Here is a 21,557-nt window from a genome sequence, read left to right as displayed (position 1 = left end):
GGCGTCGGCCATCCTGGCTGCGCGGATGACTCGGAGCCGCATGGGTTAAGCCTGGGCCGCCCGTGGTTGCCGGAAGGTGAAGATCAGATCGCCCCCACCGTGCGGATGCGCGCGCGCGGGTGGATCTCCGTCTGCGCCAGCACGGGGGTGGCCGGGCGGAAGCGCTCCACGATCGCGCGCACATGCGCCCGCACGCCCGGGCTGCAGACGAGCACGGGAGCCTCGCCCTGCGCGGTGGCACGGTCGAAGCTGTCGCGCAGCCGCGCCATGAAGTCGTGCAGGCGGGACGGCGCCATGGCCAGCTGCCGCTCGTCGCCCGGCCCCACCAGGGCTTCGGCGAAAGCCTGCTCCCACTCGGCGGAGAGGGTGATCAGCGGCACGTAGCCGGCCGGCCCCCGCGCGGCATCGGAGAGCTGGCGCGCCAGCCGCGCCCGCACCACCCCCACCAGCGCCGGCACGCCGCGGGCGCCGGCCGCCATCGCCTCCTGCACCCCCTCCAGGATGGTGGGCAGGTCGCGGATGGAGACGCGCTCGGCCAGCAGCGCCTGCAGCACGCGCTGCACGCCCCCCGTGGTGATCTGCTGCGGGATAAGGTCGGCGACGAGCTTGCCGTTCTCAGGCGGCAATTCATCGATCAGCTTCTGCGCCTCGGCGTGGCTCAGCAGCTCCGGCATGTTGTCCCGCACGATCTCCGTCAGGTGCGTCGCCAGCACGCCCGCGCCGTCCACCACCGTGCAGCCGCGCGCCAGCGCCTCGTCCTTGCGGTGCTCCTCGATCCAGAGGGCCGGCAGGCCGAAGGTGGGCTCTTCGCACGGCTCGCCCGGCATGTCCGGGCGGCCGCCGGCGGGGTCGATCGCCAGGTGCATGGGGATCCGCAGCTCACCCCGTCCGGCCTTGATCTCCTTCACGCGCACCACGTACTCGTGCGGGCGAAGGTGCAGGTTGTCCTGCAGCCGCACGCTGGGCAGCACGAAGCCCATCTCCTGCGCCACGGTCCTGCGGAGGTTGCGGATCTGCTCCGTCAGCCGTGGCCCTTCGCCGGCCGCAAGCGAGAGCAGCCCGTAGCCCAGCTCGATCCGCAGCATGTCGATCCGCAGCGTCTCCGCGATCGGTGCCTCGGCCGGGGCGGCGGGCGGGGCGGCGGCCACCTCCTCCGCCTTCACGTCGGCCTTGCGGCGCTGCCACGCCCCGGCCCCGAAAGCCCCGGCCAGCAGCAGGAAGGGGATGAGCGGCATCCCCGGCAGGAAGCCCATCATCCCCGACGCGCCGGCCGCGATCCAGAGCGGCTTGGCCAAGCCGAGCTGCTGCACCAGCGCCTTGTCCGCCGTGCCCTCCGTGCCGCCCTTCGTCACCACGATGCCGGCCGCGACGGAGGTGAGCAGCGCCGGGATCTGGGACACGAGGCCGTCACCCACGGTGAGCGAGGCGAAGGTGGTGATTGCCTCCATGAAGGGCAGCCCGTGCCGCCCCGCGCCGATGGCGATGCCGCCCAGCAGGTTGATGCCGGTGACGATCAGCCCCGCGATCGCGTCCCCGCGAACGAACTTCGCGGCACCGTCCATGGCGCCGTAGAAGCCGCTCTCCGCCTCCAGGTCCGCGCGGCGCTGGCGGGCCGTCTTGTCGTCAATGAGGCCGGCGGAGAGGTCGGCGTCGATCGCCATCTGCTTGCCGGGCATGGCGTCCAGGCTGAAGCGCGCCGCCACCTCCGCGATGCGGCCGGACCCCTTCGTCACGACCATGAAGTTCACGACGAGCAGGATGGCGAAGACGATCATGCCCACCAGCACGTCGCCCCCCATCAGGAAGCCGCCGAAGGCGGAGACGACATGGCCCGCCGCCTCTGGCCCCTCATGCCCGTGCGTCAGGATGGTGCGGGTGGTCGCGACGTTCAGCGCCAGGCGCAGCAGCGTGGTCAGCAGCAGGATGGTCGGGAAGGAGGTGAAGTCCAGCGGCCGCTGCAGGAACAGCGCCGTCATCAGCACGAGCACGGAGAGCGTGACCGAGAGCGCTAGCCCCCCGTCCAGCAGAACCACCGGCAGGGGTACCACCAGCACGACGATGAGCATGGCGACACCGATCGCCAGCGCCACGTCGGTGGAGCCGCCGAGGTTCCGGAGCCAGGGGGGAAGCGCCATGCGCGGTCAGCCCAGCTGCGCGTAGGGGAAGGGCGCCATCGGCATCTGCCCCGGCGCCATCGGCACCGCGGCACCGGCCGCGCGGTACTCATGCAGCTTGTTCCGCAGCGTGCGGATGGAGATGCCGAGGATCTCCGCCGCGCGTGTGCGGTTCCCCAGGCAGTGCGTCAGCGTCTCCAGGATCAGGTCGCGCTCCACCTCCTCCATGCGCCGCCCGACGAGTGCGGCCACGCCCACCGGTCGCGCGGCCTGCGCTTCGGGCATGGCGGCCGTGGCGGCGCGCGGCGCGGGGACGTGCAGCTCCACGGCCTCCGCGCCGATGTCGTCGCCCTCGGCCAGCAGCACGGCGCGGTGCACGGTGTTCTCCAGTTCTCGCACGTTCCCCGGCCAGGTATGGCCCAGCAGCGCGGCGCGTGCGGCGGGGGCAAAGCGCCGCTGCGGCATGCCGTTCGCCTCGGCGTAGCGGCGGGCGAAGTGCTCGGCGATGGGCAGGATGTCGTCAGGCCGGTCGCGCAGGGCGGGGATGCGCAGCGCCACCACGTTCAGGCGGAAGAACAGGTCCTCCCGGAACCGCCCCGCCGCCACCTCGGCGGACAGGTCGCGGTTGGTGGCGGCCAGGATCCGCACGTCCACCCTCACCGGGCCGGCTCCGCCCAATCGGTCGATCTCCCGCTCCTGCAGGGCGCGCAGGATCTTGGCCTGCAGGCGCGGGTCCATCTCGCCGATCTCGTCCAGCAACAGCGTGCCGCCATCGGCCTGCTCGAACTTGCCGCGGCGGGCGGCCACGGCGCCGGAGAAGGCGCCCTTCTCGTGCCCGAACAGCTCGCTCTCCAGCAGCGCCTCCGGCAGCGCCGCGCAGTTCAGCGCGACGAAGGGACCTTCGGCCCGGCGGGAATGGCGGTGGATGTGCCGCGCCAGCACCTCCTTGCCCGTGCCGCTCTCCCCGGTGATGAGCACGCTCGCCTCAGCCCGCGCGACCCCCTCCGCCCGCTTCAGCACAGCGGCCATGGCGGGATCGCGGTGCACGGGCGCGTCCGCCTCGCCCATGGCGGCTTGGAGCATGGCCGCGATCAGCTCCGCGTCCGGCGGCAGCGGCAGGAACTCCTTCGCGCCGGCCTGAATGGCGCGCACAGCGGCGGCGGCATCGGCGTTGCGTCCGCAGGCCACCACGGGGCAGGCGATCCGCTCCGCCTCCAGGGAGGTGACGAGCCAAGCCACGTCGTGCAGCACGTCGCAGAGAATGAGGTCGAATCCCTCGCCCCGCGCCAGGGTGATGCCGGATGTCACACCGTCCGCCTGCCGCAGCCGCGCCCCGCGCGAGGTGGCGATGCGCGCCGCCTGGCCCAGCTCCGCCTCCAGGCTGCCGATGATGAGGAGGCGGGTCATCCCGCGCGGTCCGCCTTCACGATCTCCGTCATCGTCACGCCCAGGCGGTTGTCCTCCACCATCACCACCTCGCCGCGCGCGACGAGGCGGTTGTTGACGTAGATGTCCACCGCCTCGCCGAGCTTGCGGTCCAGCTCCACCACCGCGCCGCGGCCGAGTTTCAGCAACTGGCTCACCTGCAGCGTCGCCCGGCCCAGCACGGCGCTGACCTGCACGGGGATGTCGTAGACCGCGTCCAGCCCCTGCACGCCGGGGATGTGGCGGGATTCGGAAGCCTCGTCGGCGCTCACGGGCTCGAAGCCGTTGCTCATGCGTTGTCCTCCATCGGAAGGTGCAGGGCGCCCAGCGCGTCGCGGATCGCGGCGCGACGGCGGGAGAGGTCGAGGTCCAGCCCGCCATGGCGCCAGACGATCCGCGCATCGCCCTCGGGCAGCGCGGGGTCGGCCTCGATCGGCAGGCCGATGCCGCCGAAGCGCGCGCGGGCGTGGTCCAGCAGGGCAGGGGGCACGCGCAGGGTGGCGCCGGGCGGCGCTTCCTCTACCGGGCCCAGGGCGCGGATCAGCGGCTCCAGCAGGGCCGGGGCCTCGCGCGCCGCGGCGCCGGGTAGGGCGGCGTCCACCGCCCCCACCAGCATCTCGGCCAGGGCGGCGGCGTTCTCGTCCGCCGCGTCGCGCGCCGCCTCGCGCGCGCCCTCCAGCTGCAGCAGGGCGATGCGGACCGCCTCCTCCGCCATCGCCTCACGGGAGGCCTCGCCGGCGGCGCGCCCGCGCGCCTCCCCCTCGCGCAGCCCGGCGGCGTGGCCCTCGCGCCGCGCGGCCTCCAGCAGCTCCTCGATCGAGGGGCCGGAGGGCGGCGGGGGCGCCGGCCGGTTCGGGGCGTCCAGATCGGGCAGGGAGAGACCGCGAAGGCCCATGGGCATGGGGAACATCTCAGGCAATCATCTGCTCCTGCCCGTCCTCCAGCTGGATCTGGCCCGTGGCGGCCAAGTCCTTCGCGGTCGCCACCATCATCGCCTGCGCCTCGTCCACGTCGCGCAGCCGCACGGCGCCCAGCGCGGCGATGTCGTCCTTCAGCATCTTCGCCGCGCGCTCCGAGAGATTGCCGAAGAATAGGTCCTTCAACGGCTCGCTCGCGCCCTTCAACGCCAGGGCCAGCTTGTCCTTGTCCACGCTCCGCAGCAGCATCTGCACGCCCTGGCCGTCCAGCCGGCTCAGGTCGTCGAAGGTGAACATCAGCGCGCGGATGCGTTCCGCGCTCTCGTGGTTGCGCTCCTCCAGCGCGGCCATGATGCGGCCCTCGGCGGTGCGGTCCAGGTTGTTGAAGATCTCGGCCATCATCTCGTGGCTGTCCTGGCGGCTGGCGCGGGCCAGGTTGCTCATGAACTCCATCTTCAGGGTGCGCTCCACGCCCTCCAGCGCCTCCTTCTGCACGGTCTCCATGCGCAGCATCCGCATCACCACCTCCATGGCGAAACCCTCCGGCAGCAGCGCCAGCACGCGCGCCGCATGGTCCGGCCGCACCTTGGAGAGCACGACGGCGACGGTCTGCGGGTACTCGTTCTTCAGGTAGTTCGCGAGGACGGCCTCCGAGACGTTGCCGAGCTTGTCCCACATGGTCCGCCCGGCCGGTCCGCGGATCTCCTCCATGATCTGCGCCACGCGGTCGGGCGGCAGGGTCTTCAGCAGCATCCGCTCCGTCGTCTCGAAGGAGCCGATGAGCTTGCCGGTGGCGCCGAGGCTGTCGCTGAACTCCTTGCACAGCTCCTCCACCACTGCCGCGTCGACGGCGCCGAGCGTGGACATCGCCGCGGAGACGTCGCGGATCTCGTCCTCGTGCAGCCGGGCGAAGAGCCGCCGCGCCTGGTCCTCGCCGAGGGTGAGGAGAAGGACGGCAGCCTTCTGCGGGCCTGTCAGCATCGTCATCGCGCCTCCTCCGGGGCCAGCCAGCCGCGCACCACTGCCAGCCCTTCGTCCGGGTGGGCCTCCATCAGCGCGTTCACCTGCGCGACGGAGGAGGCGCGGAGCTGGCCGTGCACGTTCTCCAGGCTCACCATCTCGTCGCCCTCGGGCCCGGCCAGGGCGCCCGCCGCACCGGGCACGCCCGCCAGGGCTGCCGCCATTCCGTTGCCCGGCAGCGCGGCGCCGTCCGGCCCGATGCCGGCCAGGGCGGGCTGCGGCACCAGCGTGGCCGTCAGCCGCTTCGTCATCGGCCGCACCACCAGCAGGATCGCCACCAGCGCAACCAGCGCGTAAAGTCCGGATTCGGCGAGCCGCGCGGCGGTGGCCGGCCCAAGGCCCAGCCCGAGCACGCCGGGATCGGCCGGGCTGTCCCCGCCCTCAGGCGCCGCGAAGCGCATGGAGACCACCTCCACCCGGTCGCCGCGCCGCTCGTCGAAGCCGATCGCGCTGCGAACCAGCGTCGCGATCCGCGCCAGTTCCTCCGCGCCCCGTTCCCGGAAGGCGGGGGGCGTCCCCTCCCACACCCCGTCCACCAGAACGGCGACGGAGAGGCGCTTCGTCACGGGGTGCTCCCGCACGGTGTTCCGCACGGTCTTGCCGATCTCGTAGTTCGTCGTCTCCTCGTTCTTGCTCTCCTGGCTGGCGTTCCCGCCGCCCGCATCCGCCCCCGGCAGCTGGTTGGCAACGGAGACGTTCCCGCCCTCCGCGCCGCGGGACTGCTCCTGGCTGCTCTGCACGCTGCGGGGCACCTGGTTCTCGGGGTCGAAGCGCTCCTCGGTGGTCTGCACGCGGTCGAAGTCCATCTCGACCGTCGCCTCCGCCCGCACCCGGCCGGCGCCGAGGCTGCGCTCCAGCATCTCCTCCAGGCCGCGCGCGATCCGCAGCCCCTCGGCGCGCCGCACCTCCTCCTGCGTGGCCGCCGCCGCCGGGCCGGACAGCGCCTGGCCGCCGCGCGCCAGCAGCTCGCCCCGGCTGTCCACGATGGAGACGCTGCGCGGCAGCAGCCCCGGCACGGCGGTGGCGACGAGGTGCAGCACGGCCTGCACCCCGTCCCGGTCCAGCCGCTGCACGCCCTGCATGGTCAGCACCACGCTCGCCTGTGCCTCGGTCCCCTGGCGGGAGAAGGCCTCCCGCCGCGGTAGCACCAGGTGGACCCGCGCGGCGCGCACGCCGGCCAGGCCGCGGATGGTCCGGGAGAGCTCGCCCTCCATCGCGCGCAGCCGGTTCACGTCCTGTTGGAAAGGGGTGGTGGTCAGGCTCTCGCCGCGGTCGAAGATCTCCCACCCCACATTGCCGCCGGAGGGCAGGCCCTCCCGCGCCAGGGAAAGGCGCAATCTTGGCACCATCTCCTCCGGCACGAGGATGGAGCTGCCGCCCGATCCCAGCCGGAAGGCCACCTTCTGCCGCTCCAGCGAGGCCACCACGGCTCCCGCGTCGCGCGGGTCCAGCTCCGCGTAGAGAAGGGCCATGCCGGGCTGCCCGGCGCGGGTGCCGAGCCAGGCGAGCAGCCCGAGCACGGCGAGAGCGGTGGCTGCCATGGCGCCCAGCCGGGCGGGGCCGAGGGCGCGGAGCTGGGCCAGGAAGGCGGCCATTCAGCGCGCGCCCCCCGCCGCGGACAGTCCAGGCCGCTTCTGCCTCTGCATGGAGCCAACCCCCTCGCACCGGCCTCTTGCCGGCCCGGCAATCCTTGCCGGGTGGGGGTTAACGGGCGGTTACGCGTCAGCCCCCGCCGGCGATGGAGCGCACGGCGTCGAAGCCGTAGCTCGCCGCGCCCATCCGAAGCCGCAGCGCGCCGTTCACCCGCTCCGCCGCCGTGGCCGTACCAACCACGGTGAAGGAGGTGGTGGCGGGGCCGCCATTCGTGTCCGCGCCGGTCACCGCCACCTTGTAGGCCCCGTCCGGCAGCTGCTTGCCGTTGGCGTCCTTCCCGTCCCAGCTCCAGTCCTGCCCCGCCGCGCCGAGCCGCACCTGCGCCTCGCGCAGCACCTTGCCGCTGCCGTCCAGGATCGCCACCCGCGCCGTGCGCGCGGCCCCTGCGGCGGGCAGCCGCACCGTGGCGCGGCCATCCTGCAAGGGCAGCTGATCGCCCTGCACCTCCACCCGCTGCCCGAGCATCGGCGAGGCGGCGGTGAGCTGCGCGGCCTGCTGGAGCGCGACCATCGACTCCAGGTTCCCGTTCATCGCGATCTGCTGCTCCACCGAGGCGAACTGCACGAGCTGCGCCGTCATCTCGTTGGTGTCGAGCGGATCGGTGGGGGACTGGTTCTTCAGCTGCGTCGTCAGCAGCGTGAGGAAGTTGTTGAAGCTGCCCGCCAGCTGCGTGCGGGCGGTGGTGGAGGCGCCGGCGGCCGCGGTGCCGGCGTTTGCGGTGTTGGTGGTCGGTGTCGTCGCGGTGGTGGTGGCCATGTCCCGTCTCCCGTCAGATCGCGATGTCGAGCAGGCCGAGGAGGGCGCGGCGCCCCGGGCCCGCCTCCTCCGCCGCGTTGCGTTCGGCCGCCCAACCCCCGCCGGGGCGGCGGCCCTCTTCCCGCCCGCCACCCCCACCGCAGAAGCCGCCCCCGGACCCCGCGCCGGAATCGGAAAGAAGGGAGAAGCTCAGGCTGCGCCCGCCCTCGCCGATCCCGGCGCCGCCGAGGGCACGATCCAGCGCCGCCCCGTCGCGGGCCAGCAGGGCGAGGGTCTCCGGCCGCTCCGCCGCCACCTGGACGTGCGCGGCGTCGCCTGCCCGCTCCACCACCACCTCCACGCGGCCGAGCTCCACCGGGTCCAGGCTGATGGCGATCCGCCCGTCCGCGCCGCCCAGGGCGACCGCGATGGCGACGGGCGCCACCTGCTCGATGGGGGCGGTGCGCGGCACCAGGCGCGGGGCCTCGGCCGATGCAGCGGGCGGGATGATGGCCATCGGCGGCGGCGCGGGAAGCAGGCCCGGAAGGGCGGGGGCGGCTTGCGCGGCCGGGGAGGCAGAGGAGGCCAAGGCGGGGTCCGCCAGCCCTTTCTGCGCCGGATCATCCGTGAAGATCTCCGGGGGCGGCGCGCCGGAAGCCGCGGCGTCCTCCAGGGCCACCGCCGCCGATGCTGCCGTTGCGAGGGTGTCCCGCCGGGGCTCCTCCGGGCGCGTATCCGCCCCTGAGGCGGTTTCGTTCCGCACGGTCCCGGCAGGGCCGGGCCTCTGCGCCTCCGGTGCTGCGGCGGCACCGGGACCGTGGGGAGCCGCCGCCGCGGCCGGCGGCCCGGCCCGCCCTGCACCGGCGGCCTCCCGGAAATCGAGGTGCTCCTCCGCCGCAACGGCAACCGGCGGCGGTGCCGGCCCGGCCGCGCCCGGAGCGAGGGAATGCACGGGGAGGGCAGGGGGCGCGACAGCCCCCTCCGGTGCCGGCCCGGCATCGGAAGCCGTCGCTTCCCCGTCTTCCGGCCCGGCCGCGTCCCCCTCGCCACCCGGCGGGCCTTCCCGGACAGGATCGGCCGGAAGGGCGGGCTCGGGCGCTGCCGCTTCCTCGCCCTGCCGGGCGGTCGGCCCGGGCGCCGCCCCGGCCCCCGCGTCCGGCGGCACCGCTCCCGGCCCGCCGACTTGAGAGAGGGCGCTTGGAGAGAGGCCGGTCTGAGAGCGGCCGGCCTGCGTCGCCTCCGCCTCCGCCGTGCCCGACAGCGCCGCATCGCTCCTGAACAGGGAGGCGACGGTGCCCGTCGCCGGTGCGGAAGGCTCAGGCGTGACCGCGCCCGCGGCCTGCGATCCGGCTGCCTGCGCCAGCGCGGCCCCGGCCTGCGCACCAGGCGCCCCCGCCGCGCCCGTGGCATCGTGCAGTGCCTGCGCGAAGCCGCCCTCCGGCACCCCGGCCGCGGCATGTCTCGTCACGGCACCTCCCGGGATCGCACCTCTCGGCGCGACGATGCGCGGCGATGCGCCTGCCGGCGGGCTCTCCAGCACGTCCATCACGGTTTCCGCTCCCTGGCCGCCGCGGATCGGGCCGGCCCCGGGCGGGGAAGCCGCAAGCCGCCTGCCAGCCCGCGCCGCGCGCGGCACGGCAAACCCGGCCCGGAAGGCGGCAGGGCTTGCCGCCCTTCGGCAGGCCCCGCCGCCGGGAACCCGCCACGGGGCTGGCACGGGCGTTGCGCCGGGAATGCCGGGCGCCAGGAAAAGCCGGGGCCCGACATCCTACCCCACCGACCATCGCACGGAGCCCGGCATGTCGCTCTACGCCTCGATGAACACGGCCATCAGCGGGCTGACCGCCCAGTCGCGCGCGCTCGGCAATGTCGCAGACAACGTGGCGAACAGCCAAACCACCGGCTTCAAGCGCACGGACACGAACTTCGTCTCCTACGTCACCCGCTCCACCGCGGGGGTGAACCAGCCCGGTTCCGTCGCCGCGCGGCCGGACTACACCGTCTCCGTGCAGGGCACGGTGCAGTCCTCGGACAACCCGCTGGCCATGGCGATCGCGGGGCAGGGCATGTTCGCGGTGTCGAGCGCGACGGGCACGGAGAACGGCGCGACCACCTTCGACGCGCGCACCTACTACACCCGCGCCGGCGACTTCGGCATGAACACGGACGGCTACCTGGTGAACGGCCAGGGCTACTACCTGCAGGGCTGGGCCACGGGCGCGAACGGCGCGCCGGACCGGTCCAACATCGGGCCGCTGCGGGTGGATCAGTCCGTCTACAACCCCGTGGCGACGAGCAACGTGAACCTCTCCGCCAACCTGCCCGCGGATTCCACCACCACCCCGGCGAATGCCAGCATCCAGATCTACGATAGCCTCGGCCGCCTGCACGCGGTGGACATGACCTGGACGAACACGGGCACCAACACTTGGCAGCTCTCCATGAACATCCCGGATGACGGCTCGGGCGTGACCACGCGCACCATCGACGTGAACTTCGGCACCGCCGCCAGCCCCACCACCGCCGCCGGCACGATCGGGTCCTTCGGCACGGGCACGGGGCTGACGGGCAGCGCGGCGGTGCCGGGCGATCCGGCGACCGTGACCTTCTCCGCCGATTTCGGCCAGGGCGCTCAGACCATCCAGCTCAACCTCGGCAGTTTCGGCCAGCCCTCCGGCATGACGCAGTACGCGGGCACGGAGTACACGCTGCGCTACCTCCGGCAGGACGGCGTGCCACAGGGCAGCTTCTCCTCCGTCTCGCTCAGCGACAACGGCGACCTGACCGTGAACTACGACAACGGCGAGAGCCGCAACATCGGCCGCGTGCCCGTCGTGACCTTCGCCGACCCGGACAGGCTGCAGAAGGTGGACGGCCAGGCCTATCTCCGCACGACCGAGAGCGGCGAGGCGCGGGTGAACGACGCGGCCTCGAACGGCGGCGGCAAGATCGTCACCTCCTCGCTGGAGAGCTCCAACGTGGACATCGCCTCGGAGTTCTCGAAACTCATCCTCGCGCAGCGCGCCTACGCCGCGAACACGAAGATCGTCACCGCCTCGGACGAGCTGCTCCAGGACACGATCAACATGCGCCGCTGAGCGCGGTAGCGGCCCCGCGCCGCCCGGCGCTGACCCCGTAACGGAGCAACGGAGCGGATGAGTCTCGACCTCGCCCTGTCCATCGCGCGCAGCGGCCTGTCCCACGTCAACCGGCAGCTCGCCCAATCGGCCGCCAACGTCGCGAACGCCGCCACCCCCGGCTACACCCGCAAGGAGGTGCGGGGCGAGGCGCTGGTCGCCGGCACGCTCTCCTCCGGCGTCCGCAGCGCGGAGGCGACGCGGGCAGTGGATGCGGCGCTGGTGAACAGGATGAACGCGGCGCGCGCCGCCACCGAGGCCGCGGGTGCCCGCGCCACCCTGCTCAAGAGCGTGGAGATGGCGCACGGCGCCACGGGCGAATCCGTCGCGGACCTCACCGCCGCCCTCGGCGACGCCTTCACGGCGCTGCGCGGGAACCCCTCCGACACGCTGCTCCAGTCCCGGACTGTGGGCGCCGCGCGGAACCTGGTGGAGCGCTACGCCGCCGTCTCCTCCGCGATCCAGGAGGCGCGCCAGGGCGCGCAGGACGCGATGGTGGGGGACGTGAAGGCGCTGAACGACGCGCTGCGGAAGATCTCCGACCTCACAGCCCAGATCATTCCCCTGCGCGCGCAGGGGAGGAGCACGGCGGAGCTGGAGGATGGGCGCGACGCGGCCGTCGCCGCCCTCTCCTCCATGATGCAGGTGAAGGCCGTTCCCGGGGCGGATGGCGGCGTCACCCTCATCACCGCCGGCGGGCTGAACCTGCCCCTCCACTCGGAAGGCGGCCCCTTCTCCCTCGCCGATGCCACGCTCGGGCCGGAGACCTATCACGGCAGCGGCGGCACGCTTCCGGGCGTGATGCTCGGCACCACCGACGTCACGGCCCGGCTGGGTGGCGGCACCCTGGCCGCCCACGCCGCCCTGCGCGACACCGAGCTGCCCCTTGCCCAGGCGGAGCTGGACGTCTCCGCCGCAACCCTCGCCGCGCGCTTCGACGCGCAGGGCCTCGCCCTCTTCACCGGCGATGCCGGCGCCGTGCCCGACCCCTCCGCCGCCTACGCCACCGGCGGCTGGATCGGCTTTGCCGGCACGATCCGCGTGAACCCGGCCGTGACGGCAAGCCCCGACAGATTGCGCGACGGCACCCACGCCGTGGCGGCCGGCGCGGGCGGCGCAACGGCCTTCACCCCGAACCCCGCTTCCGGCCCCGCGGCGTTCACCACCCTCATCGACCGGGTCCTGAACAACACCTTCGGCACCCAGGTCTCCAACGGGGTCCCGCAGCCCGGCTTCGCCACCACCGGCCTCGGCCCGGGCGGCAACCTCGCCTCCTCCCTCCGCTCCAACCGAAGCCTCGGCGGCTACGCCTCCTCTCTCGTCTCCGCCCAGACCGCGGCCCGCGCGGAGGCGGAGGAGGCCGCAGAGGGATCGGGCGACCTGCTCGCCGCGCTGGAGAGCCGCTTCTCCGCGGAGTCCGGCGTGGACATGGACAAGGAACTGGCCGCGATGATCGCGCTGCAGACGGCCTACTCGGCCAATGCCCGCCTCGTCTCCACCGTGCAGACGATGTACGACACCCTCTTCCAGGCGGTGCGGTGATGGCGATCGCGGGGATCGCCTCCGGCGCGCTGGCGCGGCTGGTGCAGCAATCCTCCGTCATCAAGGCGCAGCTCACCACCCTGGCCGCGCAGTCGGCGGACGGGCGGCGCGGCACCTGGTACGGGGACTTCGCGGGGGAGGCCGCGCGCGCCATCAGCCTGCGCGGCGAGATCGGCCGGCGCGAGACCCACATCGCCGGCATCGACCGCGCGCTCGGCACCACCGCCGCGGCGCAGGACGCGCTGGCCCAGCTCTCCTCCCTCGCGCAGGGCTTCCTGACCGAGGCCGGCAAGATCACCACCGCCGACAGCACCCGCATCGCCTCGCTCGCGAGCGGCGCGCGGGACGCGGTGTACCAAGTGGCCGCGCTGCTGAACGAGAAGCAGGGAAGCAGCTACCTGTTCGGCGGTGCCGACACGGCGAACCCGCCCATCCCGAGCCCCGCCGGCATCATGGGCACGCCCATGGCCACGGACATCGCGGCGGCCGTCCTCTCCCTGGCACCGGGGAACGGCGCCGCCGTGCTCGCCGGCACGCTGGCGGCGGCGACGGGCACCGCCCCGGGCCAGACGCCCTTCTCCGACTACGCGCTGGACCCGGCGAGGGGCGGCGGGGAGCCCCGCCCCACCACCCTGACGGGGGATGGCGAATCGATCGGCACCGGCCTCTTCGCCAGCCGCAACGCCGCCGCCTCCGGCACGGGCAGCGAGACCGGCAGCTGGTCCCGCGACCTGCTGCGCGGCCTGATGACCCTCGCCAACCTCACCCCGGGCCAGACCGCCGCCGGCCCCGACTTCGACGCGGTGATGACGGGCGTGAAGGCGGGCCTGAAATCCGCCATGACGGGGCTGGGCGAGGAGGCGGGCGCGCTCGGCCTCTCCGAATCGCGCCTGAAGGCGGCGAGGACGCGCCACGAGGACATGGGGCTCGCCCTCAACTCCCAGCTCTCCGACGTGGAGGAGGTCGACCTCGCCGCCACGCTGACCGCGCTGCAGGACACGCAGACGCGCCTCCAGGCCTCCTGGCAGGCGCTCTCGATGCTCTCCGGCCTCTCGCTCACCAAGTTCCTGTGATGAGGGCCGGATTCAAGGGCCGTTAACCGGCCCGGCCCAGGATGGGCCCATACCGCAAGAGGCGGAACGCAACGCGCGCGGGCCGGAGAGGCGGCCTTCGCCGGACAGGAAAGGGGCAAGAGATGGCCCTGAACTCGGTCAACACGAATATCGGCGCGTCCGTCGCGCTGCAGACGCTGAACAAGACCAACGACGCGCTGAACGCGACGCAGAAGCGCATCTCCACGGGCTACCGCGTCTCCGACGCGAAGGACGACGGCGCGGCCTTCGCCGTCGCCCAGGCCGTGCGCGCGGACATCGCGGGCATCACCTCCGCCAACGAACAGATGGGGGGCGTCCAGGGCGTGCTGGACACCACGCTCTCGGGCCTGAACAAGGTTTCCGAGACCATGGGGGACATCAAGGGCGTCCTGGTGAAGCTGGCGGACGGCACCCTCTCGGACAGCCAGCGCTCGCAGTACCAGTCGCAGTACGAATCGCTCCGCACGCAGGTGCAGAACTACGTCTCGGACGCCACCTACAACGGCCGTACCCTGCTCAGCACCTCCACCGGCGCGGGCGGCGGCGACATCGCGACCGTCCGGAACGAGAAGGGGACGACCTACACGCTGGCGGCGGTGGACGGCGAGGACCTCACCGTCGACGCCGCGCCCACCGACGCGGCCTCGGCGGCCTCGATGCTCGCCTCGGGCGGCGACTTCACGACGAAGATGACGGCGGTGAACAGCGCGCTGAACACCTTCGGCAACAACAGCAACTACCTCGGCGAGCAGATCGACTACAACAAGCAGAAGATGGACTCCCTGCAGACAGGCCTGGGGGCGCTGGTCGATGCCGACCTGGCGAAGGAGAGCGCGACCCTCCAGGCGCTTCAGATCAAGCAGCAGCTCGGCACGCAGTCGCTCAGCATCGCCAACCAGGCGCCGCAGAGCCTGATGAGCCTCTTCCGCTGAAGGGCAGGGCGCCGTGAAAGAACCGCGGCGTCCCGTTCCGTCCCCATTCATCGTGCCGGGCGGCAGGGTGCCGCCCGGCGGCGATGCGGCGGCCGCGAGAGGCCCGCGCCGCGCATCGCATGCCACGAAGGAACGCGAAGACCGTGTCCACGCTGGTTCTCGAACTCCGCCAGGGCGACCTGATGGTCGTCAACGGCGCCCCCATTCGATTCCGCAACCGCGCGCGCATCGAGCTGACGGCGAAGGCCCGCTTCCTCTTCGGCAAGCAGATCCTGCCGCCGGAGGCCGCCGACACCCCGGCGCGCCGCATCTACTTCGCCCTGCAGACCGCCTATATCGGCAACGAGGAGGAGAGGGAGCGCGGGCTGGAGGCCGCGCGCCAGCTCATCGCCGAGTTCCAGGCGGCCACCACCTCCAACCTCGCCTCCGCCATGCTCGACCGCGCGCTGACGGCCGCCGAGGAGGATGACTGCTACACCGCGCTGAAGCTCGCCCGCCGCGTGATGCGGCATGAGGAGGCGGTGCTCGGCATCGCCCCGCCCTCGAACACCCGCCTTGTGCCGGAGGAGGTGACCGCATGATGCAGCATCCCAACCCAGCCCTCGCCTACCGCGCGACACGGGCCGCCCTGCCCATCCGCGCCCAGGAGGCGGACGTGTTCCGCCGCGTGAACGGCTCCCTGCGCGCCGCGCAGGGTGGGGGGGCGGAGGCGGGCCTGCGCGCCATCCGCGCGCTGGCGGACAATCGCCGCCTCTGGCTCGCGGTGGAGGGGGTGCTGATCGATCCCACCAACGCCCTGCCGGCCCCGTTGCGTGCCTCCATTGTTTCCGTCGGCCGCACCGTGCTGCGGGAGATGGAGAAGGAGGATCCCGACCTCGCCTTCCTCATCGAGGTGAACGAGAACATGGCCGCCGGCCTGGCGATGAACAACTAGCGTGTCCGGCTCTCTCGCCCTCGCCATCCTCGGCGGCGGCACCGCCGGCGGCAGCACCGCCGATCCCGCTTCGGCACTGCTGGCGCTGCGCCGCGCGAGCGCGAAGGGGGCTGAGGCGAAGGGTGTGACGCAGGTGGCGGGCGAAGCCGACGTGAAGCTGGCGATCGCCCGCTTCACGGAGGGCATCGCCAAGGCCAAGACGGTGGAGGCGGCGCTGCGGGATCCGCGCGTCACCGCGGTTCTCCTTCCCGCCCTGGGCCTTCCCGACGCGGTGGACAGCCCCGGCCTCGCCCTGCGCGCGCTGATGTCGGACCCGGCGGACTCTCGTTCCGTGGCGTCGAGGCTGGCCGCCACGGATGCGCGCTGGCGGACGGCGGCCGCCACGCTCAACCTTGCCACCAAGGGCCTGGACGGGCTGCGCGACGCCGCCGTGCGGACGAAGCTGACGGACGCCTACACCTCCTACCAGTGGCGCGTGTCGCAGGACGACGCGGCGAGCGGCGTCGCCGACGCCTTGTACTTCCAGCAGCGCGTGGCCGCCGGGAAGGAGCTGACCGCCTACGAGGTGCTGGGCGACGCGGTGCTGCGCCGGGTCGTCACCGGCGCGCTCGGCCTGCCGCAGACGATCGCCATCCAGGAGGTGGACACCCAGGCCCGGGCGATCACCTCTCGCCTGGACCTCTCGACGCTCACGGACCCGAAGCAGGCGACGAGGCTGGCGGAGCGATACGTCATGTCCGCCAATTCCGGCACCGCGGGGGGCGGCGCGTCAGGCCTGCTGGCGCTGCTCGCCTGATCAGCCCGCGCGCCAGCCCAGGCGCCGCTCCAGCCAGGCCCGGTAGGCGAGGGTGACGTCCGCGGGCGGCGTCAGCAGCGCGAAGGCGGCCGCGGCGGCGGTGCCGGTCAGCGGCTGCCCGTCGGCCGGCTGCGCCCGCTCCTCCTCCTGCCAGCGGGCCGCCGAGCGGCGCCAGGCCGCCACCGCGTCCGCCGGCGTCAGGGGCGGCATAACAAGAGCGGCGCGCATCTGCAGCCCCGCCGCGGCGGCCAGCACTGCCCGCGCCTCCGGTCCCCGTGCGGGCAGGGGCGGCACCTCGCTCGCCTCGCCCTCGCCGGTCGAGAGCAGGTGCCACGGCACCGCCCCAATCGCCGCGGCCCGGGCCACCGGATCGGCGCCGGTGACGATCAGCGCGTCGGCCTCGCCCGCCGCGAAGGCGGCCTCGGCGGCGCCCGCCACCGGCCGTGCCGCGATGCCCAGCATATCCAGCGCGGCCAGCGCCGCGGCCTCCGGCGCGTCGGGGGAGAGGATGGCGACGCGCAACGGCGCCGCGCCGCGTCCGGACAGGGGGCCGCGCCCGGCCAGCACGGCGCCTTGCCAGCTTGCCAGCAGCGGCAGCCATGCACCGGGCTCGAACCGCGCCCGGCTCGCGCCCGCCAGCCGCGCGTGGCAGGCCAGGCCCGGCAGGGCGAGGAGCCGCGGGCCTTCCGCCCCGTCCAGCGTCGCGAAGCGGTTCGCCGCCGTCACCCCGTCCGGCCCGCCGACGAAGAGGAGGCGAAGCGCCCCCGGCCGCGGCAGCCCGCGCCCCAGCGCGGCGGCGGCGCGGCCGGCCCAGCGGGCGCAGCCCCCGTCCTCCGGCCCGGGCACGAGGATGGCGGGGGCCTGCTCCGCCTGTGCCCCGGCGGTGCGCGGCGGCCCGGCCAGCCCGAGCAGCGCCAGGCCCGCCGCGCGCCGTCCGAGCGGAAAGGGGCGGGGAGGGGTGGGCCGGGCGCTCATGGGGGCGGAGGCTGGCCCGCGCCTGGGGCGGGATTGTGGCAGCAGCGCGTCAGTCCTCGTAGGCGATCAGCGATTCGAAGGCGGTGCCGCCGAGACGGGCGCGGCCATTGAGGGCAGTGAGTTCGATCAGGGCCGCCGCGGCCGGCACCTCCGCCCCTGCCTGGCGGAGCAGGGCGATGCAGGCGGCCAGCGTGCCGCCCGTGGCCAGCAGGTCGTCCAGGATCACCACGCGATCACCCGGCTTCACCGCGTCCGCCTGCATCTCGATCCGGTCCGTGCCGTACTCCAGCGCGTAGTTCAGCCCGATGATGGCGCCCGGCAGCTTGCCGCGCTTGCGCAGCATGACAAAGCCCAGGCCCAGCTCCAGCGCCAGCGGCGCCGCGACCAGGAAGCCGCGGCTCTCGATCCCCGCCAGCACGGTGGGGCGGTGCGGGCGCACGATCTCGGCGAGCTGGCGCATCGCCTCCTTCCAGGCCGGGCCGTGCCGCAGCAGGGTGGAGATGTCGTAGAAGAGGATGCCGGGCTTGGGGAAATCCGGGATGCCCCGGATGTGCTGCCGCAGGTCGATCCCAGCTGCGGGCGCCATGGAAGGGGTGGCTTCGGCGGGGCTGTCGGTCATCGCGCGGGGCTCCGTCTCGGGATGGGCCTGCGTCATAGGCCGGCGCGGGGCCGTGGATCAAACCTGGCTGGCAAACCTGGCTGGCAAACCCGGGCGCGGCGGAGAGGGCTTGGCGCGCGGGCCGGATTGCGGCAGGGAACCCGCATGTCGCGCGTCCCCGTGGCCGTCATCGGCGGAATCCTGGGCTTCCTGCTCTATATCGGGGCGGCGGTGGCGCTGGCCGACCTCGTGCCGCGCCACTGGGCCGCCCAGCTGCTCTACTTCACGGTGGCCGGGGTCTTCTGGGCCTGGCCGGCCAGCCGCCTCATGATCTGGGCGGCGCGGAAGTAGCCGCGCGCCGCCCGTTCCCCTCAGTCCATCTCCCTCAGAAGGTGCGGCTGAGGAAGACCATCGCGCGCGCCTCGCAGATCTTCTGGCTGCCGAAGCACTCGCTCCTGCTCAGATTCGTGTCGTAGTAGCCGGCCGTGAGCACGAAGTCCGAGAACTTGTAGGACAGCGTCACGTTCCAGTTCGCGAAATCGGGCGATCCCCAGCGCGTGTTGTTCTGGATCCACTGGTAGCCCGCGCGGCCCGCGAGCGTGAAATTGTAGGGCAGGCCGATTTCCACGCCGCCCTCGACGTAGAAGCTGTCGCCGCTCTCCAGCTGGTAGTTCGGCGACCAGTTGAAGGCGCCCAGAACCTTCACCGGCACCGGCAGGTTCGGGATCTCGTAGCTCGCCTTCGCCGCCAGCTCGAAGTACTGCAGGTCGTAGGCGCCCGGGGCGTTGTCGTAGCCGGGGTAGGTGTAGGCGATGCCGCCGATGTCGAGGCTGACGCCGGCGAAGGTGGTCCGCCAGCCCGCCAGCGCGTCGATTTCCTGCCGGGCATTGGTGCCGAGGAAGGTGACGTTGGAGGCGAAGGCGCCGACATAGAGGCCGGTGGTGTGCTGGATGTCGATCGTGCCCTGCACCGCCGGGCGGTTCCGGGTCTGGCTGACGCCGCGGAACAGGTAGTCGGACGAGACGGTCGGCGTGACGCCGACGGTCAGCCCGGCGCTCTCGATCTCGAAGGCGCCGGCGGTGCCGGCGGCGAAGGTCAGGCCCAGCGCGAGTGTCGCCGCGGCTGCGATCCTGGTCGTCATGATCTCATATCCCCCTCACGCGATGGCGTGGCGCCGGGGTCTATTGCGAGGGGCGTGCCAACCGATATGTGAGATCGCGTAAAAGCGCCCACCTGTCACGCCGGCGTCATGCATCTGTGGCCGTTTCGCCACGCGGTCCGGCGAGGCCAGGTCCGGCACCGAACGGAAAAGCCCCGCATGGCGGGGCCATGCGGGGCTTCGGAGCCGTCATTGGTCGGAGCGAGAGGATTCGAACCTCCGGCCCCTGCGTCCCGAACACAGTGCTCTACCAGGCTGAGCTACGCTCCGTCATGACGGCGTCCGGGCGGCGGCGTATAGCGCCCCCCTGTGGGGACGGCAAGGCCACCCCGGCCGCTCTTTTCGCCGGCGTCCCCCGGGGCGGGCCGGGCCGTGCGCGGCCGGCCCTTGCGGGACCGCGCCCGGCGCACCATGCGCGCCCTTGTGATGCAGGCCCTGGCGGACGTAGTTACGTCCTCATGACAGACGCATCGCGGCTGCGAGTCGCCGGCGGCTCGGCGATCCTGGCCGGTGCCCTGGCGGCCGCGGCCTTCTACGGGCTGCGGGACCGCCCGGCGCCGCTGCCCCGTCCTGCTGGCCCGGCCACCTCCGCACCGCCCCTGGCGGAGGCGCCGCAGCGCGATGCCCCGCCGCAAGGCCGTCCCGCCACCCCCGCACCGGAGGGGCGCCAGCCCACGGCCCGCCAGGTCCCGGCCGGCGCGGAGGCCCGCACCGCCGAGCCGCCGCGCTTCGACGTGGTGCGGATGGGCGCCCGGGGCACCGTGGTGGTCGCCGGCCGCGCCGCTCCGGGGGCCGAGGTGATCCTTCTGGAGGGCGGCCGCGAGATCGGCCGGTCCCGCGCCGACCCGCGCGGCGAGTGGGTGATCCTGCCCGCCGAGCCGCTGGGCGCCGGCGCGCGGGAGCTGTCCTTGCGCGCGCGGCTGTCCGGGGGCGAGGAGGTGGCGGGGCCGGACACGGTGCTCGTCGTCGGACCCGCCGCCGAGCCGCAGCTCGCCCAGGCCCCGCCCCGGGAGGCCACGGCCGCGCCGGAGCGCGGGACCGTCGCGCCGCCGCGCGATGCCCGGGCTTCCGCCGCCACGTCCCGGGAGGCCGGGACGCAGGCCGCCGGCGCGGCCCACCAGGAGCGGGCCGGAACCGCACCGGCCCAGGACCGGCCAGGGGTGGCCAGGGCCGGCACGGAAGGCGCGGGCGGCCGGATGGCCGAGGCCGCCCCAGGGGCAGAGCAGCCCCTCGTCCTCCTCCTGCCTCCCACGGCGGAAGCGGCACCCCGCCCGCTCGCCGCTCCCTCCAGGGATGCTTCGGGCGCCGTGCTGGGACTGGACGTGGTGGATTACGATGACAGCAACACCATGCGCTTCGCCGGCACCGCCCCGCCCGGCGCGAGGCTGCGCGTCTACGCCGACGACCGGCACCTCGGCGACGCCAGCGCCGATCCCACCGGCCGCTGGAGCCTGACCCCGGCGGAAGCGCCCCCTGTGGGCCGCCACACGCTGCGGGTGGACCAGCTCGGCGCCGGGGCGGCCGAGGCGGGTGGCCCGGTGGCCGGGCGCATCGAGGTGGCGTTCCAGCGGGAATCCCTGCCGGCCGGGCTGGTGCGGGATGGGCGGGTGGTGGTGCAGCCCGGGCACAATCTCTGGCGCATCGCGCGCGATGCCTATGGGCGCGGCATCCGCTACACCGTCATCTTCCGGGCGAACCAGGCACGCATCCGGAACCCCGCCCGCATCTACCCCGGCCAGGTCTTCGCCGTGCCGGAAGCGCGTTGAGGGAATCGGTGACGGGTTGTCCGGCTGGGTTCGAACAACCATAACCGGACCTTCATTTTTCCGCGGATCGCCATGTCTCTCGGGCACAGCCTGCGCCTCGTCCTCTCCCCCCCGCACCCGGCGGGCCGGCCCTTCCTGATCGGCGGCGCCGCGGTGGCGGTTCTGGGCGGCGCCATCCTCGGGAGCTGGCTCTTCTGGCTGGGCGCGGCCTTCACCGCCTTCTGCCTCTACTTCTTCCGCGACCCCGAGCGCGTGACGCCCGCCCGCCCCGGCCTCTTCATCGCGCCGGCGGACGGCCACATCGTTTCCGTGGAGCCCGCCGTGCCACCGGAGGAGCTGGGCCTCGGCCCCGCGCCGCGCTGGCGCGTGGCGATCTTCCTCTCCGTGCTGGACGTGCACGTGAACCGCGTGCCGATCGACGGCACCGTCACCCGCGTGGCCTATCGCCACGGCGCCTTCGTCAACGCGTCGCTGGACAAGGCGAGCACGGACAACGAGCGCAACGCCCTGGCCATCCGCATGGAGGACGGGCGCGACATCGCCGTGGTGCAGATCGCCGGCCTCATCGCCCGCCGCATCCTCTGCGACGTGCGGGAGGGCAGCCGCGTGCGCGCCGGCGACCGCTTCGGCATCATCCGCTTCGGCAGCCGCACCGATCTCTATCTGCCGGAGGGCGTCCGCCCGCTCGTGGAGGTCGGCCAGACCACCATCGGCGGCGAGACGGTCCTCGCCGACCTCTCCCGCCCGACCGGCGCCTGAG

Annotated in this window: 21 protein-coding genes and 1 tRNA gene; 10 read left to right on the top strand and 12 right to left on the bottom strand. The window is 73.6% G+C overall.

The features are described from left to right. Window positions 1–83 precede the first annotated feature (83 nt). The 8 genes from flhA to VQH23_RS25220 form a co-directional block, all read right to left on the bottom strand. The gene (gene flhA, locus VQH23_RS25255) at window positions 84–2,135 is read right to left on the bottom strand and encodes a flagellar biosynthesis protein FlhA (RefSeq protein ID WP_338663432.1); all 2,052 of its coding nucleotides are present in this window, start codon (window positions 2,133–2,135) and stop codon (window positions 84–86) included. Window positions 2,136–2,141: 6 nt separating this feature from the next. Then, window positions 2,142–3,521, bottom strand: coding sequence for a sigma-54 dependent transcriptional regulator (locus tag VQH23_RS25250; RefSeq protein ID WP_338663431.1), 1,380 nt, complete (start codon window positions 3,519–3,521; stop codon window positions 2,142–2,144). Next, a complete protein-coding gene (fliN, locus tag VQH23_RS25245) occupies window positions 3,518–3,832 on the bottom strand; it encodes a flagellar motor switch protein FliN (protein ID WP_338663430.1) in 315 nt (104 codons plus the stop codon). Before fliN ends, VQH23_RS25250 begins: the two co-directional genes overlap by 4 nt. Next, the gene (locus VQH23_RS25240) at window positions 3,829–4,458 is read right to left on the bottom strand and encodes a hypothetical protein (protein ID WP_338663428.1); all 630 of its coding nucleotides are present in this window, start codon (window positions 4,456–4,458) and stop codon (window positions 3,829–3,831) included. The genes fliN and VQH23_RS25240 overlap by 4 nt, the downstream gene beginning before the upstream one ends. Next, the gene (gene fliG / locus VQH23_RS25235) at window positions 4,451–5,443 is read right to left on the bottom strand and encodes a flagellar motor switch protein FliG (protein ID WP_338663426.1); all 993 of its coding nucleotides are present in this window, start codon (window positions 5,441–5,443) and stop codon (window positions 4,451–4,453) included. Before fliG ends, VQH23_RS25240 begins: the two co-directional genes overlap by 8 nt. Then, window positions 5,440–7,071: a flagellar basal-body MS-ring/collar protein FliF gene (fliF, locus tag VQH23_RS25230; protein WP_338663424.1), complete on the bottom strand. Its 1,632-nt coding sequence runs from the start codon at window positions 7,069–7,071 to the stop codon at window positions 5,440–5,442. The genes fliG and fliF overlap by 4 nt, the downstream gene beginning before the upstream one ends. 127 nt (window positions 7,072–7,198) lie before the next feature. Continuing rightward, entirely contained in the window at window positions 7,199–7,885 is a 687-nt protein-coding gene (locus VQH23_RS25225; RefSeq protein ID WP_338663423.1) for a flagellar hook assembly protein FlgD, read from the bottom strand. 13 nt (window positions 7,886–7,898) lie between these two features. Continuing rightward, entirely contained in the window at window positions 7,899–9,410 is a 1,512-nt protein-coding gene (locus tag VQH23_RS25220; protein WP_338663422.1) for a flagellar hook-length control protein FliK, read from the bottom strand. A gap of 253 nt (window positions 9,411–9,663) precedes the next feature. Here VQH23_RS25220 and flgE point away from each other — a divergent pair, with 253 nt between their 5' ends. The 7 genes from flgE to VQH23_RS25185 all read left to right on the top strand — a co-directional run bounded on the left by flgE (window position 9,664) and on the right by VQH23_RS25185 (window position 16,299). Further along, the gene (gene flgE / locus VQH23_RS25215; protein ID WP_338663421.1) at window positions 9,664–10,962 is read left to right on the top strand and encodes a flagellar hook protein FlgE; all 1,299 of its coding nucleotides are present in this window, start codon (window positions 9,664–9,666) and stop codon (window positions 10,960–10,962) included. Window positions 10,963–11,019: 57 nt separating this feature from the next. Then, entirely contained in the window at window positions 11,020–12,543 is a 1,524-nt protein-coding gene (locus tag VQH23_RS25210; protein ID WP_338663420.1) for a FlgK family flagellar hook-associated protein, read from the top strand. Further along, window positions 12,543–13,616 carry a flagellin gene (locus VQH23_RS25205; RefSeq protein WP_338663418.1) on the top strand — a complete coding sequence of 358 codons (1,074 nt, stop codon included), beginning with the start codon at window positions 12,543–12,545 and terminating at the stop codon, window positions 13,614–13,616. The genes VQH23_RS25210 and VQH23_RS25205 overlap by 1 nt, the downstream gene beginning before the upstream one ends. A gap of 122 nt (window positions 13,617–13,738) precedes the next feature. Then, the gene (locus tag VQH23_RS25200; protein WP_338663417.1) at window positions 13,739–14,569 is read left to right on the top strand and encodes a flagellin; all 831 of its coding nucleotides are present in this window, start codon (window positions 13,739–13,741) and stop codon (window positions 14,567–14,569) included. Between the two features lie 143 nt (window positions 14,570–14,712). Next, window positions 14,713–15,150: a flagellar biosynthesis repressor FlbT gene (locus tag VQH23_RS25195; protein ID WP_338663415.1), complete on the top strand. Its 438-nt coding sequence runs from the start codon at window positions 14,713–14,715 to the stop codon at window positions 15,148–15,150. Then, window positions 15,147–15,503 carry a flagellar biosynthesis regulator FlaF gene (locus VQH23_RS25190; protein ID WP_338663413.1) on the top strand — a complete coding sequence of 119 codons (357 nt, stop codon included), beginning with the start codon at window positions 15,147–15,149 and terminating at the stop codon, window positions 15,501–15,503. The genes VQH23_RS25195 and VQH23_RS25190 overlap by 4 nt, the downstream gene beginning before the upstream one ends. A gap of 1 nt (window position 15,504) precedes the next feature. Further along, window positions 15,505–16,299, top strand: a complete 795-nt coding sequence (locus VQH23_RS25185; protein WP_338663411.1) for a DUF1217 domain-containing protein — start codon at window positions 15,505–15,507, stop codon at window positions 16,297–16,299. Here the strand turns inward: VQH23_RS25185 and VQH23_RS25180 are convergent, their stop codons facing one another. Then, complete coding sequence (locus VQH23_RS25180; RefSeq protein WP_338663410.1) at window positions 16,300–17,274, bottom strand: hypothetical protein; 975 nt, start codon at window positions 17,272–17,274, stop codon at window positions 16,300–16,302. Window positions 17,275–17,323: 49 nt separating this feature from the next. Continuing rightward, window positions 17,324–17,842, bottom strand: a complete 519-nt coding sequence (locus VQH23_RS25175; RefSeq protein WP_338666160.1) for an adenine phosphoribosyltransferase — start codon at window positions 17,840–17,842, stop codon at window positions 17,324–17,326. Window positions 17,843–18,037: 195 nt separating this feature from the next. Here VQH23_RS25175 and VQH23_RS25170 point away from each other — a divergent pair, with 195 nt between their 5' ends. Further along, window positions 18,038–18,223, top strand: a complete 186-nt coding sequence (locus tag VQH23_RS25170) for a DUF2842 domain-containing protein (RefSeq protein WP_338663409.1) — start codon at window positions 18,038–18,040, stop codon at window positions 18,221–18,223. 34 nt (window positions 18,224–18,257) lie between these two features. Here the strand turns inward: VQH23_RS25170 and VQH23_RS25165 are convergent, their stop codons facing one another. Beyond that, window positions 18,258–19,013, bottom strand: a complete 756-nt coding sequence (locus tag VQH23_RS25165) for a TorF family putative porin (protein WP_338663408.1) — start codon at window positions 19,011–19,013, stop codon at window positions 18,258–18,260. A gap of 211 nt (window positions 19,014–19,224) precedes the next feature. Then, window positions 19,225–19,301 (bottom strand) — tRNA-Pro (locus VQH23_RS25160). 188 nt (window positions 19,302–19,489) lie between these two features. Here VQH23_RS25160 and VQH23_RS25155 point away from each other — a divergent pair. After that, the gene (locus VQH23_RS25155) at window positions 19,490–20,797 is read left to right on the top strand and encodes a LysM peptidoglycan-binding domain-containing protein (protein ID WP_338663407.1); all 1,308 of its coding nucleotides are present in this window, start codon (window positions 19,490–19,492) and stop codon (window positions 20,795–20,797) included. Window positions 20,798–20,869: 72 nt separating this feature from the next. Further along, a complete protein-coding gene (locus tag VQH23_RS25150; RefSeq protein ID WP_338663406.1) occupies window positions 20,870–21,556 on the top strand; it encodes a phosphatidylserine decarboxylase in 687 nt (228 codons plus the stop codon). Window position 21,557 lies beyond the last annotated feature (1 nt).

It is taken from the genome of Pararoseomonas sp. SCSIO 73927, from assembly GCF_037040815.1.
Classification (GTDB): Bacteria; Pseudomonadota; Alphaproteobacteria; order Acetobacterales; family Acetobacteraceae; genus Roseomonas.
The sequence above is the reverse complement of the archived record's forward strand: the minus strand, read 5'-3'. Positions and strand labels throughout refer to the sequence as shown.

What these genes read in the sequence shown, in the direction of transcription:
- flhA (WP_338663432.1), bottom strand. Translation starts at nt 2,135, where the DNA reads ATGGCGCTTCCCCCCTGGCTCCGGAACCTCGGCGGCTCCACCGACGTG.
- VQH23_RS25250 (WP_338663431.1), bottom strand. Translation starts at nt 3,521, where the DNA reads ATGACCCGCCTCCTCATCATCGGCAGCCTGGAGGCGGAGCTGGGCCAG.
- fliN (WP_338663430.1), bottom strand. Translation starts at nt 3,832, where the DNA reads ATGAGCAACGGCTTCGAGCCCGTGAGCGCCGACGAGGCTTCCGAATCC.
- fliG (WP_338663426.1), bottom strand. Translation starts at nt 5,443, where the DNA reads ATGACGATGCTGACAGGCCCGCAGAAGGCTGCCGTCCTTCTCCTCACC.
- fliF (WP_338663424.1), bottom strand. Translation starts at nt 7,071, where the DNA reads ATGGCCGCCTTCCTGGCCCAGCTCCGCGCCCTCGGCCCCGCCCGGCTG.
- VQH23_RS25225 (WP_338663423.1), bottom strand. Translation starts at nt 7,885, where the DNA reads ATGGCCACCACCACCGCGACGACACCGACCACCAACACCGCAAACGCC.
- VQH23_RS25220 (WP_338663422.1), bottom strand. Translation starts at nt 9,410, where the DNA reads ATGGACGTGCTGGAGAGCCCGCCGGCAGGCGCATCGCCGCGCATCGTC.
- flgE (WP_338663421.1), top strand. Translation starts at nt 9,664, where the DNA reads ATGTCGCTCTACGCCTCGATGAACACGGCCATCAGCGGGCTGACCGCC.
- VQH23_RS25210 (WP_338663420.1), top strand. Translation starts at nt 11,020, where the DNA reads ATGAGTCTCGACCTCGCCCTGTCCATCGCGCGCAGCGGCCTGTCCCAC.
- VQH23_RS25205 (WP_338663418.1), top strand. Translation starts at nt 12,543, where the DNA reads ATGGCGATCGCGGGGATCGCCTCCGGCGCGCTGGCGCGGCTGGTGCAG.
- VQH23_RS25200 (WP_338663417.1), top strand. Translation starts at nt 13,739, where the DNA reads ATGGCCCTGAACTCGGTCAACACGAATATCGGCGCGTCCGTCGCGCTG.
- VQH23_RS25190 (WP_338663413.1), top strand. Translation starts at nt 15,147, where the DNA reads ATGATGCAGCATCCCAACCCAGCCCTCGCCTACCGCGCGACACGGGCC.
- VQH23_RS25180 (WP_338663410.1), bottom strand. Translation starts at nt 17,274, where the DNA reads ATGAGCGCCCGGCCCACCCCTCCCCGCCCCTTTCCGCTCGGACGGCGC.
- VQH23_RS25170 (WP_338663409.1), top strand. Translation starts at nt 18,038, where the DNA reads ATGTCGCGCGTCCCCGTGGCCGTCATCGGCGGAATCCTGGGCTTCCTG.
- VQH23_RS25165 (WP_338663408.1), bottom strand. Translation starts at nt 19,013, where the DNA reads ATGACGACCAGGATCGCAGCCGCGGCGACACTCGCGCTGGGCCTGACC.
- VQH23_RS25155 (WP_338663407.1), top strand. Translation starts at nt 19,490, where the DNA reads ATGACAGACGCATCGCGGCTGCGAGTCGCCGGCGGCTCGGCGATCCTG.
- VQH23_RS25150 (WP_338663406.1), top strand. Translation starts at nt 20,870, where the DNA reads ATGTCTCTCGGGCACAGCCTGCGCCTCGTCCTCTCCCCCCCGCACCCG.